10 protein-coding genes are annotated in these 14,571 nt (G+C 71.7%); 6 read left to right on the plus strand and 4 right to left on the minus strand.

Annotation, left to right across the window (positions count from 1 at the left end; translation table 11 throughout):
- Positions 1 to 27: 27 nt before the first annotated feature.
- Positions 28 to 945: a LysR family transcriptional regulator gene (locus tag M4V62_RS27485; RefSeq protein ID WP_249589886.1), complete on the plus strand. Its 918-nt coding sequence runs from the start codon at positions 28 to 30 to the stop codon at positions 943 to 945.
- 678 nt (positions 946 to 1,623) lie between these two features.
- Here M4V62_RS27485 and pepN read toward each other — a convergent pair.
- The gene (pepN, locus tag M4V62_RS27490; protein ID WP_249589887.1) at positions 1,624 to 4,191 is read right to left on the minus strand and encodes an aminopeptidase N; all 2,568 of its coding nucleotides are present in this window, start codon (positions 4,189 to 4,191) and stop codon (positions 1,624 to 1,626) included.
- Between the two features lie 254 nt (positions 4,192 to 4,445).
- On the opposite strand from pepN, the gene M4V62_RS27495 reads away from it, so the two are divergent.
- Together M4V62_RS27495 and M4V62_RS27500 are read left to right on the plus strand one after the other, a co-directional pair.
- A complete protein-coding gene (locus tag M4V62_RS27495; RefSeq protein ID WP_249589888.1) occupies positions 4,446 to 5,693 on the plus strand; it encodes a flavin-dependent oxidoreductase in 1,248 nt (415 codons plus the stop codon).
- Between the two features lie 242 nt (positions 5,694 to 5,935).
- The gene (locus M4V62_RS27500; RefSeq protein ID WP_249589889.1) at positions 5,936 to 6,436 is read left to right on the plus strand and encodes a DUF1203 domain-containing protein; all 501 of its coding nucleotides are present in this window, start codon (positions 5,936 to 5,938) and stop codon (positions 6,434 to 6,436) included.
- Here the strand turns inward: M4V62_RS27500 and M4V62_RS27505 are convergent.
- Positions 6,433 to 7,323, minus strand: a complete 891-nt coding sequence (locus tag M4V62_RS27505; protein WP_249589890.1) for a LysR family transcriptional regulator — start codon at positions 7,321 to 7,323, stop codon at positions 6,433 to 6,435. The two genes, M4V62_RS27500 and M4V62_RS27505, sit on opposite strands and share 4 nt — an antisense overlap.
- A 69-nt stretch (positions 7,324 to 7,392) precedes the next feature.
- Between M4V62_RS27505 and M4V62_RS27510 the strand changes: the two genes are divergently transcribed.
- Entirely contained in the window at positions 7,393 to 8,625 is a 1,233-nt protein-coding gene (locus M4V62_RS27510; RefSeq protein ID WP_249589891.1) for an MFS transporter, read from the plus strand.
- A 45-nt stretch (positions 8,626 to 8,670) separates the two neighbouring features.
- Here M4V62_RS27510 and M4V62_RS27515 read toward each other — a convergent pair whose 3' ends face one another.
- Entirely contained in the window at positions 8,671 to 9,687 is a 1,017-nt protein-coding gene (locus tag M4V62_RS27515; RefSeq protein ID WP_249589892.1) for an aspartate-semialdehyde dehydrogenase, read from the minus strand.
- A gap of 196 nt (positions 9,688 to 9,883) precedes the next feature.
- On the opposite strand from M4V62_RS27515, the gene M4V62_RS27520 reads away from it, so the two are divergent.
- Both M4V62_RS27520 and M4V62_RS27525 read left to right on the plus strand, forming a co-directional pair.
- Positions 9,884 to 10,411, plus strand: a complete 528-nt coding sequence (locus tag M4V62_RS27520; protein ID WP_425575220.1) for a sigma-70 family RNA polymerase sigma factor — start codon at positions 9,884 to 9,886, stop codon at positions 10,409 to 10,411.
- A gap of 2 nt (positions 10,412 to 10,413) precedes the next feature.
- Entirely contained in the window at positions 10,414 to 11,163 is a 750-nt protein-coding gene (locus M4V62_RS27525) for a hypothetical protein (RefSeq protein ID WP_249589893.1), read from the plus strand.
- A gap of 82 nt (positions 11,164 to 11,245) precedes the next feature.
- Here the strand turns inward: M4V62_RS27525 and M4V62_RS27530 are convergent, their stop codons facing one another.
- Positions 11,246 to 14,539 carry a S8 family serine peptidase gene (locus M4V62_RS27530; RefSeq protein WP_249589894.1) on the minus strand — a complete coding sequence of 1,098 codons (3,294 nt, stop codon included), beginning with the start codon at positions 14,537 to 14,539 and terminating at the stop codon, positions 11,246 to 11,248.
- Positions 14,540 to 14,571 lie beyond the last annotated feature (32 nt).

Here is a 14,571-nt window from a genome sequence, read left to right on the forward strand (position 1 = left end):
CTCCTGACCAGTCGGTACGTTGACTCCATGAGTGAGTGGGACATCAAGAAGCTGCAGATCCTGCGTACGTTGAGTGAGCGGGGCACGGTCACGGCGACGGCGCAGGCGCTGCGGATGACGCCGTCGGCGGTGTCGCAGCAGCTGTCCAACCTCGCGAAGCAGCTGGGGGTGCCGCTCCTTGAGGCGCACGGGCGGCGGGTCCGCCTGACGGACGCGGCGCACCTCGTGCTGCGTCACGCGGAGGCGGTCTTCGCCCAACTTGAGCTGGCTGACGCGGAGTTGGCCGCGTACGCGCAGGGTGAGGCGGGGGAGGTGCGGGTCGGGGCGTTCTCGACCGCGGTGCCCGCGCTGGTCGTACCCGCGGTGCGGGAGCTGAGGGCCGCGGCGCCGGGGATCTCGGTGCGGGTTCGTGAGGTGGAGGCGGCGGAGGCGTACGAGTTGCTGGCCGCGGGGGAGGTGGACGTGGCCCTCTCCTTGGCGGTGACGGCGCCGGCCGCGGCGGACGCGGACACGCGCTTCACGCGGGAGTCGCTGCTCGCGGACCCGCTGGACGTGGCACTTCCGGTGGATCACGCGCTGGCGGAGGTGGAGGGTCTGAGGCTCGCGGATTTGGCGGCGGAGCCGTGGATCTTCGGGGGGAGCGGTCCCTGGTCGGAGATCACGCGGGCGGCGTGCGAGGGGGCCGGGTTCACGCCCGAGCAGGCGCATTCCGCCTCCGGCTGGACGGCGATCCTGGCGATGGTGGAGGCGGGGATGGGGGTCGCTCTGGTCCCACGGATGGCGGCGGTCCGCCGTGACGGCGTGGTGATGCGGTCCCTGTCCGCGGACCGGCCCCGCCGCCATGTGGTGGCGGCGGTTCGCCGCGGGGCCGCGGGGGGCGCGGCGGTCAGCAGGGTCTTGTCGGCGCTCCGGGCGGTTCCCCTGCGGGGGGCGGAGGCGGAGTAACTCCGCGGCGGGGGTGCGCCGCGGCTCGGGGGCGGTCCGGGCCCCTCGCCTGCGGGCCGCCTTCCGACTCCCGCGCGGATCTCTCCCACCCACCCGCCCGATACTCCGCAGTGCCAGCGTGGCCGGATCCTGCGTCTGCGGGCCGCCCCCGACTTCCCGCGCTTCGCGCGGATCTTTCCCGCCCGCCCGCCCGATACTCCGCAGTGGATGGGTGGTCGGGTTCTGCGTCTGCGGGCCGCCTTCCGACTCCCGCGCTTCGCGCGGATCTTCCCCACCCGCCCACCCGATACTCCGTGGCTGACGCCTGCCTTTCCGCGCTGCGCGCGGATTCTCCCGCCCGCCCACCCGATCACCCCGGGGCAATCGGGTGGGTGGGTGGGAAGGATCCGCGCGCAGCGCGGGAAGTTGGGAAGTCGGGGGGCGGCGCTCAGGCAGTAGTCCCGATCACCCTGTGGCTGCGGGGCAGTCGGGTGGGTGGGTGGGAGAGATCCGCGCGCAGCGCGGGAAGGTGGGCTGTGGCGCTCAGGCGGTGGTCCCGATCACCCTGTGGCCGTGGGGTGATCGGGCGGGTGGGTGGGCGCATCCGCGCGGAGCGCGGGAAGGGGCAGATGGCCGGTAGGCGGGGGCTGGTGGCCGAGGCCGGCGGGGGTGGCGGGAGCCGCCGGCCTCGGCGGTGGGTCAGGCGTCCGCCGACTGGGCCCGCAGGGCCCTTTCCACGCCCGCGCGGGACTCCGTGATCAGGCGGCGCAGGGCCGCCGACGGGGAGGCCGAGGCCAGCCACGCGTCCGTCGAGTCCAGCGTGGCCTGGGACACCTGGAGCGACGGGTACAGGCCCACCGCGATCTGCTGCGCCATCTCGTGCGAGCGCGAGTCCCACGCCCCCTTGACCGCGGCGAAGAACTTCTCCGTGTACGGGGCGAGGAGTTCGCGCTGGTCCGTCTGGACGAAGCCGCCGATCACGGACTCCTGGATCGCGTTCGGCAGCTTGTCGGACTCGACGACCGAGGCCCACGCCTCCGCCTTCGCCTCCGGCGTGGGCCGCGCCGCCCGCGCCGAAGCGGCGTGCCGCTCGCCCGCGGCCGTCTTGTCGCGGTCGAGCTCCGCCGTGATCCCGGCCTCGTCGAGCCGCCCCGTCGCCGCGAGCCGGTGCACGAAGGCCCAGCGCAGCTCCGTGTCCACCGCGAGGCCCTCGATGGCCTGCTTGCCCGACACCAGCTCCTCGATCAGCGTCAGCTGCTCTTCCGTACGCGCCGTCGCCGCGAACGCCCGTGCCCACGCCAGCTGGTGGTCACTGCCCGGCTCCGCCGAGCGGAGGTGCGCGAGCGTCGCCTCCGTCCAACGGGCCAGCGCCTCGTCCCGCCCCGCCGGAGCCGCGTACAGCTCAAGGGCCATCTTCACCTGGCGGTGCAGCGACTGCACGACCCCGATGTCCGACTCCTTGGCGATGCCGGAGAGGACCAGCGACAGGTACTCCCGCGTGGGCAGTTCCGCGTCCCGCGTCATGTCCCACGCCGAAGCCCACGACAGCGCACGCGGCAGCGAGGCCTCGAAGTCGCCGATGTGCTCCGTCACGAAGGCGAGCGACTCCGTGTCCATGCGGACCTTCGCGTACGACAGGTCGTCGTCGTTCAGGAGGATCACCGCGGGGCGCCTGCGGCCCACCAGCTCGTCCACGGCCGTCAGTTCGCCGTCCACGTCCAGCTCCACGCGGTCCGTGCGCAGCAGCTTGCCGCTCGCGTCGTCGAGGTCGTAGAAGCCGATCGCGATCCGATGGGGGCGCAGTGTCGGCTCACCCTTCGCGCCCGCCGGGAGCGCCGGTGCCTCCTGCTTGACCGCGAACGACGTGATCTTGCCCGTCGTGTCGACGTCCACCACCGGACGCAGGACGTTGATGCCCGCCGTCTCCAGCCACTTCTTCGACCACGTCTTCAGGTCGCGCCCGCTGGTCTCCTCAAGCGCGCCGAGCAGGTCGGACAGGCGCGTGTTGCCGAACGCGTGCGCCTTGAAGTACGCCTGCACGCCCCGGAAGAACTCGTCCATGCCGACGTACGCGACGAGCTGCTTGAGCACGCTCGCGCCCTTGGCGTACGTGATGCCGTCGAAGTTGACGAGCACGTCGTCGAGGTCGCGGATGTCCGCCATGATCGGGTGCGTGGAGGGAAGCTGGTCCTGGCGGTACGCCCACGTCTTCATGGAGTTGGCGAACGTCGTCCAGGAGTGCGGCCAGCGCGAGTTCTCCGCGTACGCCTGGCAGGCGATGGACGTGTACGTGGCGAACGACTCGTTCAGCCAGAGGTCGTTCCACCACTCCATCGTCACCAGGTCGCCGAACCACATGTGGGCCAGCTCGTGGAGGATGGTCTCCGCGCGCGTCTCGTACGCCGCGTCCGTCACCTTCGAACGGAACACGTACTGGTCGCGGATGGTCACCGCGCCCGCGTTCTCCATCGCGCCCGCGTTGAACTCCGGCACGAAGAGCTGGTCGTACTTCGCGAAGGGGTACGCGTAGTCGAACTTCTCCTGGAACCAGTCGAAGCCCTGCCGGGTGACCTCGAAGATCGCGTCCGAGTCGAGGAACTCGGCCAGCGAGGGACGGCAGTAGATGCCGAGCGGAACCGACTGGCCGCCAGGACCCTCGTACGAGCTGTGGACCGAGTGATACGGACCGACGATGAGCGCCGTGATGTACGTCGACATGCGCGGCGTGGGCTCGAAGACCCAGACGTCACCGCTGGGCTCGGGCGTCGGCGAATTCGAGACGACCGTCCAGCCGGACGGCGCCTTCACGGTGAACTGGAACGTCGCCTTGAGATCGGGCTGCTCGAACGACGCGAAGACGCGGCGCGCGTCCGGGACCTCGAACTGCGTGTAGAGATAGGCCTGTTGGTCGACCGGGTCGACGAACCGGTGCAGACCCTCACCCGTGTTGGTGTAGTCGCAGTCGGCGACCACCTTGAGCTCGTTGGGTCCCGCCTCCAGGTGCTTCAGCGCGATGCGCGCGTCACGGAAGACGGCGGCGACGTCCAGCGAGTGGCCGTTCAGGACGACCTCGTGGACCGCGGGGGCCACCAGGTCGATGAACGTCTCGGCGCCCGCCTCCGCGGAGTCGAAGCGCACCGTGGTCACCGACCGGTAGGTGCCGCCCTCTTGCGCGCCGGAGAGGTCGAGATCGATCTCGTACGAGTCAACGGTGAGCAGCTTCGCCCGCTGCTGCGCCTCTTCGCGGGTCAGATTGGTGCCGGGCACGCGGTCATCTCCTCAGGAACGTCAGGTACGACTTGTGGCGTTTCCGGCCATCCTTCCACGTGGGTCGGCGGGAGTGCCCGGCCATTGTCCGGCGGCCGCCGTGCGGCATTGTTCGCAGGCTGCGGTGCCGCTAGCATCCGCGCGTCGACTCACGCCCCGGGGGGAGCGTTCATGGGACTCCGACGGTCACTGCGATTACCGCGTCAACCGCGATTACCGAGCCTGCCGCGCCTGCCTGGCGCGAGGTGCGCCCCATGATCGACGTACTCGTCGTGGGAGCCGGGATCGGCGGGCTCACCACCGCGCTCAGCCTGCATGCGGCGGGCATCGGGGTACGGGTCGTCGACGCGGTGGACGAGCTGCGGCCCGTCGGGGTCGGCATCAACCTTCTCCCGCACGCCGTCCAGGTGTTGACGGAGCTCGGCCTCGGCGCCGAACTGGCCGCCACGGCCGTGCCGACCGCCGAGACCGTCCACTTCGACCGGCACGGCAACCACATCTGGGGCGAGCCGCTCGGCCTCGCGCGCGGCCACCCCTGGCCGCAGTACTCCCTGCACCGCGGCGCCCTGCAGCTGATCCTCCTTGCCGCGGTGCGCGACCGCCTCGGTGACAACGCTGTCCAGACCGGTACGGCCTTCGTGCGGTACGCGGAGCCTGAGGGGTCCGGGGCGCTGCGGGTGACCCTGCGGGATGTACGGCGCGGGCGGGAGTTCGCGGTGCCGGTGCGGGCCCTGATCGGGGCCGACGGGCTGTACTCGGCGGTGCGGGCCCGGCTGCACCCCGGGGAGGGCCCGCCGCTGTGGAACGGCATCCGGATGTGGCGGGGCGTCACCGAGTGGGATCCGGTGCTCGGCGGCCGGACGATGGCGTTCGCGGGCAGCAACGCGACCGCGAAGCTCGTCGTCTACCCGATCTCGCGGGAGGCGGAGACGCGGGGGCGTGCGCTGCTCAACTGGGTGGCGGAGGTGCGCTTTCCGAGGCATCACCACGGGGCGCCGGGCCCGGTGGACTGGAACCGCTCGGGCCGCCTCTCCGATGTCCTTCCGCACTTCTCGGGCTGGCGGATCGGCGACTTGGACGTGCCCGCGCTCCTCGCCGCGACCGGGGCGACGAGCCGGATCCTGGAGTACCCGATGGTGGACAGGGACCCCCTGCCGTGGTGGGGCCGCGGCCCCGTGACACTCCTGGGCGACGCGGCCCATCCGATGTACCCCGTGGGGTCGAGCGGGGGCTCGGAGGCGGTACTTGACGCGCGGGTGCTCGCGCAGTGCGTGGCCCTTGCCGGGGTGGACCGGGTGAACGGGCTGCGGGCCTACGAGGCACAGCGGTGGGGCCCCGCCAATGCCGTGGCCCTGGCCAATCGGTCGATGCCGGTGGACGCGGTGCTGCGCGCCGTGGCGGAGAGGGCGCCGGAGGGGTTCGTGCGGGTGGAGGACGTGTTGACGGGGGAGGAGCTGGCGGGGTTGGGGGAGGGGTATCGGCGGATGCGGGGGTGTTGGTAGCGGTCGTCCGCCCCCCCTGGACCTCCAAGAGATGGCCTCAAACGCCGGACGGGCTGAGAATCTCAGCCCGTCCGGCGTTTGAGGACGAACTCGGCGGAGCCGGTGATGGCGGCGACCAAGGCCCCCGCGCCGGCGGCCCGCGGCGGAGCCGCCAATAGATGCAGCCGGGAAGGGGCGGGGTTGGGGAAAACGACGTCTGAAATCCGCCAGCCCCACCCATCCCCACGCGCGACCCTCAACCCATGACGTACATCCCTCGCCCCATAACCCCCCTCGCCCTCAAGCAACTCCGCGTAACCGACGACGCAGGCCGCCCCTGCAACCCCTACGTGGACACGGAAGGCGGCGCCCCCCTCCGCTGCTGCCTCCGCCCCACCGCCCCCGGCGAACACGTCGCCCTCGTCTCGTACGCCCCCCTCCGCCGCTGGGCCGAGGAGACCGGCGCCACCCCCGGCGCCTACGACGAACAGGGCCCCGTCTTCATCCACGCACAGGACTGCGAGGGCCCGGCTCCCGGCGGCGACGGCGCGTACCCCTTCGCCCGCCCCGGAGCCCTCCGCACCCTCCGCCGCTACAACGCCGAAGGCCACATCGTCGGCGGCCGCCTCATGGAGATCCCGGACCCCGCGACGGAAGGCTTCGACGCCGCCTTCGCGGAGGCCTTCGCCGACCCGCAGGTCGCCCTCGTGCACGTCAGGGCCGTGGAGTACGGCTGCTTCCACTTCGAGGTACGCCGCCCCTAGACGACTGCCCCCACCGCCCGCGCGAACTCCCGCACCCGCTCCGTCTCCCCGTCCCGGCGCCACACCATCCCGAGCACCGAATCCGGCACCCCCTCCACCGGCACGAACGTGACGTCACTCCGCCCGTGGTACTCCGCCGTGGGGCGGCACAGCAGCATCGCCCCACGCCCGGCCGCGACCAGCGTCAGCCCCTCCTGGAGGGTGCGCACCTGAGGCGCGGGGGCGGGAGAGGGCGCCTGCGCCGCGCGCCAGTAGGCCGGTGCCGGCGCCGTCGCGGAGATCAGCGGCGTCCCCGTCAGCTCGTCCGCGCGCAGCGACGCACGGCCCGCGAAGGGATGGCGTACCGACACCGCGACCGTCTGCTGCTGGCGCGAGAAGAGCGGGCCGAGCACCAGGTCGGGCTCCTCGACGGGAAGGAGCACGATCGCCGTGTCCACGTCCCCGTGCCGCACCGCCCCGAAGGGATCCGCGAACGGCACCTCCACGATCTCCGTCACGCAGCCCGGATGCCGCTCCTGGAAACCGGTGATCGCCCCCATCAGACGCGCGTCCGCCGTCCCCTGGAAGCCGATCCGCAGCCGCCCGGTGACTCCCCGCGCAGACTCCCGCGCCGCGTCCACCGTGGCGCTCAACACCTCGTACGCAGGGCGCAGTTCGGCCAAGAAGCGCTCGCCCGCCGGAGTCAGCCGCACCCGTCGGCTCGACCGCTCCACGAGCTGGGTGCCGATCCGCCGCTCCAGGTTCCGCAGCAGCTGGCTGACGCGGCTCTGCGAGACGTAGAGCCGCTCGCCCGCGCGGCCGAAGTGCAGCTCGTCGGCGAGTGCCATGAAGCACTCCAGCTCGCGTATCTCAAGCCCGCTCAAGCGGCACACCCCCTTCTCATCCATGAGCCCCGCTCATTCAAGGATGAGATCTTCGCCGTTGTTCCCGGCAGGCGTCCGACGAAGGCTTGACCCATGAACGCCACCCCGGACACATCCCCCGAACTCCCCGAAGTCGCCGAACTCCCCGAGCCGCAGCGCTCCCTGCCCCTGTCCGTCCTCACCGTCGCCGCCACCACCTTCTCCGTCGTCACCACGGAAATGCTGCCGGTCGGCCTCCTCACCTCCCTCTCCTCCGGGCTCGGCGTGTCCGACGGGAGCGCGGGCCTGACCGTCACGCTGCCCGGCGTGGTCGCGGCGCTCGCCGCCCTGCTCCTTCCCGTCGCCGTGCGGCGCGCCGACCGGCGGACGGTGCTGTGCGCGCTGATGGTCCTGCTCGCCGCCGCCAACGTTCTCTCCGCCCTCGCGCCCGCCTTCGGCGTGCTGCTCGCCGCGCGGGTTCTTGTGGGGGTCTGCATCGGGGGCGTGTGGGCGATCGCGGCCGGGCTCGGCGTACGGCTCGTGCGTGAGGAGTCAGCGGGGCGGGCCACCACGGTGATCTTCAGCGGGATCGCGGTGGCGTCCGTGCTCGGCGTCCCCGCCGGTACGTTCCTCGGTGAACTCGCGGGCTGGCGCTGGGCGTTCGCCGTGATGGGGGCGTTCGCGCTCGCCGTGGCCGGGCTGCTCGCGGCGACGCTTCCGCCACTGCCGTCCTCGGCGGCGATACGGCTCGGCGCGTTCCCCGGGCTGCTGCGGGGCGCGCGGCTGCGGGCCGGGCTCCTGGTGGTGCTGCTCCTGGTGACCGGGCACTTCGCCGCGTACACCTACGTACGCCCCGTCCTTGAACGGGTGCCCGACCTGGGCGCCGGGCTGATCAGCGGGCTGCTCCTCGCGTACGGGATCGCGGGCATCGTCGGCAACTTCGCGGGCGGCGCGCTCGCTGCCCGCGACCCGCGCCGGGCGCTGCTCGCCATCAGCGCGGGCCTCGCCGCCGTGGTCCTGCTCCTGGGCCCCGCGGGCGGCTCGCTCCTCGCGTCGGTGGCGCTCCTGGTCGCGTGGGGCCTGGCCTACGGCGGGGTCTCGGTCTCCACCCAGCAGTGGGTGCTCGCCGCGGCCCCCCGCGCCCGTGAGGCGGCGTCGGCGCTCTTCGCCGGGGTGTTCAACGCGGCGATAGCCCTGGGCGCGCTGACCGGCGGCCTGGTCGCGGACGGCTTCGGGACGACGGACGTGCTGTGGCTCGGGGGCGGCCTCGCGGCGCTGGCCTTGCTTGTCGTGGCGTACGCGAAGGGGGCGGACGCCGGGCATGCGAAGGGGGCGGCCACCGGATGAAGACCGGTGTCCGCCCCTGTCGGCGTACGTGAGACGAGGTGGGACCTAGCCCTTGAGCTCGGCCGCCACCAGCTCCGCGATCTGCACCGCGTTCAGCGCGGCACCCTTGCGGAGGTTGTCGTCGGAGATGAAGAAGGCCAGGCCGTTCTCCGCCGTCTCGTCGGTGCGGATGCGGCCCACGAAGGCGTCGTCCTTGCCCGCAGCGACCAGCGGGGTCGGGACGTCAGTGAGGACGACGCCCTCGGCCGACGAGAGGATCTCGGTGGCGCGCTCGGCGCTCAGCGGACGCTCGAAACGGGCGTTGACCTGGAGCGAGTGACCGGTGAAGACCGGCACGCGGACGCAGGTGCCGGAGACCTTGAGGGCCGGGATCTCCAGGATCTTGCGGGATTCGTTGCGGAGCTTCTGCTCCTCGTCGGTCTCGTTCAGACCGTCGTCGACGATGGAGCCCGCCATCGGCAGGACGTTGTACGCGATCGGCGCGACGTACTTGTTCGGCGCGGGGAACTCCGCGGCCGAGCCGTCGTGCGTGAGCTTGGGGCCGTCGTCGCCGACCTTCTTGACCTGCTCGAAGAGCTCGTCGACACCGGCGAGACCCGAGCCGGACACGGCCTGGTACGTCGCCACGACGAGCGCGGTGAGCCCGGCCTCCTTGTGCAGCGGCTTCAGGACCGGCATGGCGGCCATCGTCGTGCAGTTCGGGTTGGCGATGATGCCCTTGGGGCGGTCCGCGATCGCGTGCGGGTTGACCTCGGAGACGACGAGGGGGACCTGGGGGTCCATCCGCCAGGCCGAGGAGTTGTCGATCACGACGGGGCCCTGCGACGCGACCTTCTCGGCCAGCGCCTTCGAGGTGGCGCCGCCCGCCGAGAACAGGACGATGTCGAGGCCGCTGTAGTCGGCCGTCGAGGCGTCCTCGACCGTCACACCGTCGAGGACCGAGCCGGCCGAGCGGGCCGAGGCGAACAGACGCAGCTCGTCCACCGGGAAGTCCCGCTCGACGAGGATCTTGCGCATGACCGTGCCGACCTGACCGGTGGCTCCGACGATTCCGACCTTCACAGGGACATCCTCCGTATGTGCATGGGCACAGGCTTTGGCCTGCGCCGTTCCATGATGCGTCTGTCCACGGGCGCCTTGTCCAATCCATTGTCCGAAGTTCGGGATGTCACATTCCCCTGGACCGCACCTGGACCTGGACCGAACGTTTCGGGCGCTCCCGGCGTCCTAGGGGAAACGCGGGGACGGGAGGGGTGTCTTGCTGCGCGGAAGAATGCGACGGGACCGGCGGGAGAGGGCGGATCCGCTCGACGCGGCCCAGGAGGACCGGGTGCGGGCGGTGCTCGCGCTCGGCGGGGTGCCGCACGCCGATCTGCCCGACGGCGTCCAGCAGGTCAGGCTCAAGCTCCTGGAGAGGGCGGCGGACGGGCGCGAGGCGCCGCGTGACGTGTCCGCGTGGGCGGCGGTCGTCGCCTCCAACCTGGCCATGGACTGGCACCGGGCGCGCCGCAGGCAGGAGCGGCTCGGGGAGCGGCTCGCCGTGCTGTGGCGGGAGGCGACGGACGAGGACGGGGCGGAGTCGCGGGCACTGTCGATGGCCGTGACGCAGGGCCTGGACGCGCTGCCCGACACACAGCGGCAGGTCGTCGTCCTGCGCTTCTACGCCGATCTGCCGGTACGGGCGATAGCCGACGAGCTGGGCATTCCGGAGGGCACGGTCAAGAGCAGGCTGCATACGGCGGTACGGGTGCTGCGGACGCGGCTGCACGAGGGCGAGGTGGTGTGACGGTGGCCAAGGACGAGTACGAGTACGACCCCTCCTACGACCACGACGCGCTGATGCTCGCCCTCACGGACGAGCCGCTGCCCGAGGACTCCGGCCGGGATCCGGAGCTCGTGACGGAGCATGCCGAGGCCCTGGCGGATGTCGCACTGCTCCGGGAGCACATCGGGCTGGTCGGGCGGGCGCTGGCGGCTCCGGAGAGGGCGGCCCCGAGGCCGGTCGTCGCCGTACGCCCCGCCGGTCTCCGGCGTCGGCGCTTCACGGCGGCGCTCGGAGTGGCCGCGGCCACCGCGGCGGCCTCGCTGGTGGGCGGGCTCGCCTGGCTCGCGATGGAGAGCGGGGGCGGGATGACCGAGAGCTCCGACTCCGACGCGGCGAAGGGGGTGGCTCCGGGGGATGAGAAGGAGAACGGGGGCGGGGCCGCCGAGGATCTCTCGCCCGAGGGGTACGTGGCGTGCGCGCGGCTCATCGTGGAGGGCTCGGTGAGGCGGGTCGAACCGATCCCCGGCGGCGTCCAGGACCGGATCGTCCTGGACGTATCCCGCTACTACAAGCCGAGCAAGGGGGAGAAACAGATCACGTTCGTGATGAACGTGGACGTGGACCCGCGGCTCCGCCCGGGCGACCGGACCCTGATCGGCATCGCGAAGGGCGAGGCGACGCCGGACATCTGGTCCACCGGCGCGAAGGACATCGCCAAGGACCGGGAGTGGATCGAGCGGGCGCTGCCGCGGGCGGAGGGGATGCGGTGCTGAGCGGCGCGGACACGCGCCGGGAGTAACGCACCGGCCGGGCTGGAGAACCAGCCCGGCCGGAGTCTTGTCACAGGAGAGGCCCCTACGAGGCGACCTTCTCGATGATCACGCTGCCGGTCCCGGCAACCGTGCCCCGGCCGTTCAGCAGAGACACCTCGCCGAACAGCTGACGCCCCTCGGCCGCCGGCGCATCCGCCGCGACCTGGGCGGAGACCTCCGCGGAAGCCCCGTTCGCCAGCTTCACCGGCGCCGACTCGTCGACCTTCACCGAGCCGAGCGCGCCCGAGAAGAAGACGTCACGGTAGTCGTACGCCGTGGTGCCGGACGGGATCGAGTAGCCCGCCACCTCGATCTCGTACGTACCCGCCGCGGGCTTCGTGAGGCTGACCGACTCCTCCGAGTCGCCGTCCGCCGACGAACCCACGACAGCGCCGTCCTTCGAGACCGACAGGTCGAGGTCCGCGGCGGTGTCCGCCGTCGAACCGATGGCGACGTCGAGCCGCTCCGCGCCCTCGGGCACGACCACGGTCGTCGTCTGCGTCTCACCCTGCTTGATCGACGGCTTCGCTGCCTTCGCGGAGCCGAGCGGGCCGCCCTTCAACTTGCCGTCCACCGCGGCGAAGTTGTTGGTGACCTTCCAGGAGACGGGCGCCGGAGTACCGACCTTCGCCTCCGGCACCGTCTGCACGGCGGGGTCGAAGGCGACACCCAGCGCGGAGACGTCCAGCTTGTAGGGGTTGTCCAGGAGCGGCGACGTCCTGCGCGACTCGACCTCGATCTCCCACACGCCCGCCTGCGGCTCGGGGTACGAACGCAGGTCGGGGCGGCAGGTGTTGGCCGGGTTGTCGTAGTTCGCGTAGCAGGTCAGCGACGACGTCGAGTCGACCGGGACACCGTAGGGGTGCACCGCGATGAACCGCGTCTGGCTCTTGTCCTTCAGGCCGCCGAGCGCCACCTCCAGGGACTTGGCGCCCTTGGGGACCGTCACGAAGTACGACTTGGTGCTGTTGCGCTGCACGGAGTCGGACGCCGAGAACGTGTACGCGGGCTTGGCCAGCGGCTTCGAGACGACGACCGTCGACATGATCTGCTGGTCGATGCCCTCGGAGCGCTCGTCGTCGACCGTCAGGATCGCGCTGTGCACGCCCGCCGACTTGGCCTTCGCCTGCACCTTGACCGTGACCGGCTTGTTCAGGGGCAGCGTCACCGCGCCCTTGCCGAGCAGCTCGAAGGTGCGCTCGTGGTTGTTGACCAGGTCCAGCTCGTGGCGGATGCCGCGGTCCGGGCCCGAGGTGCGGGTGATCGTGACGTCGTACGTCCGCTTCTCGCCGGTCTTCAGACCGCCCTCACGGTCGTAGATGCCGGTGCCGGGCTTCTTCAGCTCCTGCTCCAGGGCGGTGTCGACCGGGGCCTTCACCGTGTACGTGTGCGCCTTCGCGTCGTCCTCGATGGCGTTCCAGGCGTCGACCACGTTGATCAGGCCGGTGCCCTGCGCGTACGCCTGCTCGCCGCGGATGCGGTCCGCCGTCGAGGTCAGCGCCGTGCGCAGCTTCGCCGGGGTCAGGTCGACGCCCTCGCGCTTCGCGGCGGAGAGCAGCAGCGCCGAGGCGCCCGCGGCCTGCGGGGACGCCATCGACGTACCCTGCAACATCGAGTAACCGGCGGGCAGTTGGTAGCCCGCCTCGGCGACCGGGGAGCCCGGCAGCCAGGTCTGCGTGGTGTTGATGGCCGAGCCGGGCGCGGAGATGATCGGCGCGAAGCCGCCGTCCTCGCGCGGGCCGCGCGAGGAGAAGTTCATCATCGCGTACGACTTCTCCACGGCGGAGCCGTAGTTGGCGGCCCAGGTCTCCTTGGAGATGGAGGCGCCGACCGAGATGACCTTGTCGGCCAGGCTCGGGTCGCCGATGGTGTTCGCGCCGGGGCCCGAGTTGCCCGCGGAGATCACCAGCTGGACGCCGTACTCGTCGATGAGGCGCTTGTAGAGCTCGGCGCGCGCGTTGTTGCCGTCGTTCAGGGCCGGGAGGCCGCCGATCGACATGTTCACGATGTCGACGCCGCGCTTCGTGACGAGGTCGATCATGCCCTCGGTGAGCGCGACGTTCGTGCAGCCGCCGGTCCAGGTGCAGGCGCGCGACGAGACGAGCTTGGCGCCGGGCGCCGCGCCGTTCATCTTGCCGCCGAACAGGCCGTTGGCCGCGGTGATGCCCGCGACGTGCGTGCCGTGCTCGGACTCGATGACGCCGATGTTGACGAAGTCGGCCTTCTTGCCGACCCAGTCGCCGCCGTACGGGTCGGTCGGCACGTCCTTGCGGATCTCGACGACGAAGGGGACGCGCTCGACGACGTCGGTCGCCGGGTCGTCCTTGCCGAAGTAGGCGACCTGATGGCCGTCCTTGTACGGCTTCATCGTCTCGTCGTCGGTGAAGTCGTTGTTGTCGTTCAGGTCGACGCGGACCGTGCCCGCGGCCGGGTCGTAGAGCACGCCCCAGCTGTCGGTGGTGTCGCCGTCGCGGTTGATGTCGCCCTTGGCGTCGCCGCCGGTGGTGGCCGACTCGCGGAAGCGGTTGACCTGGAAGGAGCCCGCCGGGGCCTTCCACGTCTCGCTGTCCCAGGTGAAGACGGGTCCTGTGACGGGGTTGGTCATGCGCCGCCAGGTGGCGTCCGCGTCCACGATCGGGTCGGTCGCGGTCACCCAGTCGGTGATCTTCCGCTCGCCCGTGGTGGTCTTCTGGAGCGCGGGGTGCCCCAGGTCGACGCCGGAGTCGAGGATGCCGATGGTGGTGCCGCGGCCGTCCGCCTTCGGGTGCTTCTTCACGAAGTCGACGGCGCCCGTCTCGAAGGACGGGTTGTACGGGTTCTTCGCCGGGGTGTCCTTGCCGGGCCCGGCGTACGTCCCCTCGGCCGCAGTCTTCGCGCCCTTGGCGCGGTCGGCGGCGGGCGTCGGGTCGTCGAGCTCGATCTCGTGCCGCAGGTCGATGCCGTGCACGGACGACAGCTTCCCGGCGGCCTCGATGGCGGCCTCGGCCTTCGCGGTGGGCACGGTGGCGCGTACGTAGCCGAGCTTGTCGTACGTCTGCCCGACCGAACCGCCCTTGACGGCGTCGAGCTGGCCGGCGACCTGCTCGGTGGCGCCGGGAGCGGTGGCGACCATCATCGTGACGGTCTTCTCGCCGTCCGCCTTCGCGTCCGCGAGGAGATCGGCGTCGGCCGAGCCGAGCTTCTTCTCCGCGGACTTGGGGGTGCTCTGGCCTCCAGGGCCCCCGGGGTCCCCGTCGGCCGCGAAGGCCATGGGTATGGGCCCGGCGGCGGAGAGCGCGGCGGTCAGGCCGACGGCTATCGCGAGACGGGTCGTGCGTCTAGCACTGGATCTGTGCATCAGCATCCCTGTACGTAAAGGTCGAAAAGGTC

Origin of the sequence: Streptomyces durmitorensis, assembly GCF_023498005.1 — a bacterium.
GTDB lineage: Bacteria > Actinomycetota > Actinomycetes > Streptomycetales > Streptomycetaceae > Streptomyces > Streptomyces durmitorensis.

Coding starts and splice junctions, on each gene's coding strand:
- M4V62_RS27510 (WP_249589891.1), top strand. CDS start 7,393: ATGAACGCCACCCCGGACACATCCCCCGAACTCCCCGAAGTCGCCGAA.
- M4V62_RS27500 (WP_249589889.1), top strand. CDS start 5,936: ATGACGTACATCCCTCGCCCCATAACCCCCCTCGCCCTCAAGCAACTC.
- M4V62_RS27495 (WP_249589888.1), top strand. CDS start 4,446: ATGATCGACGTACTCGTCGTGGGAGCCGGGATCGGCGGGCTCACCACC.
- M4V62_RS27485 (WP_249589886.1), top strand. CDS start 28: ATGAGTGAGTGGGACATCAAGAAGCTGCAGATCCTGCGTACGTTGAGT.
- M4V62_RS27530 (WP_249589894.1), bottom strand. CDS start 14,539: ATGCACAGATCCAGTGCTAGACGCACGACCCGTCTCGCGATAGCCGTC.
- M4V62_RS27505 (WP_249589890.1), bottom strand. CDS start 7,323: ATGGATGAGAAGGGGGTGTGCCGCTTGAGCGGGCTTGAGATACGCGAG.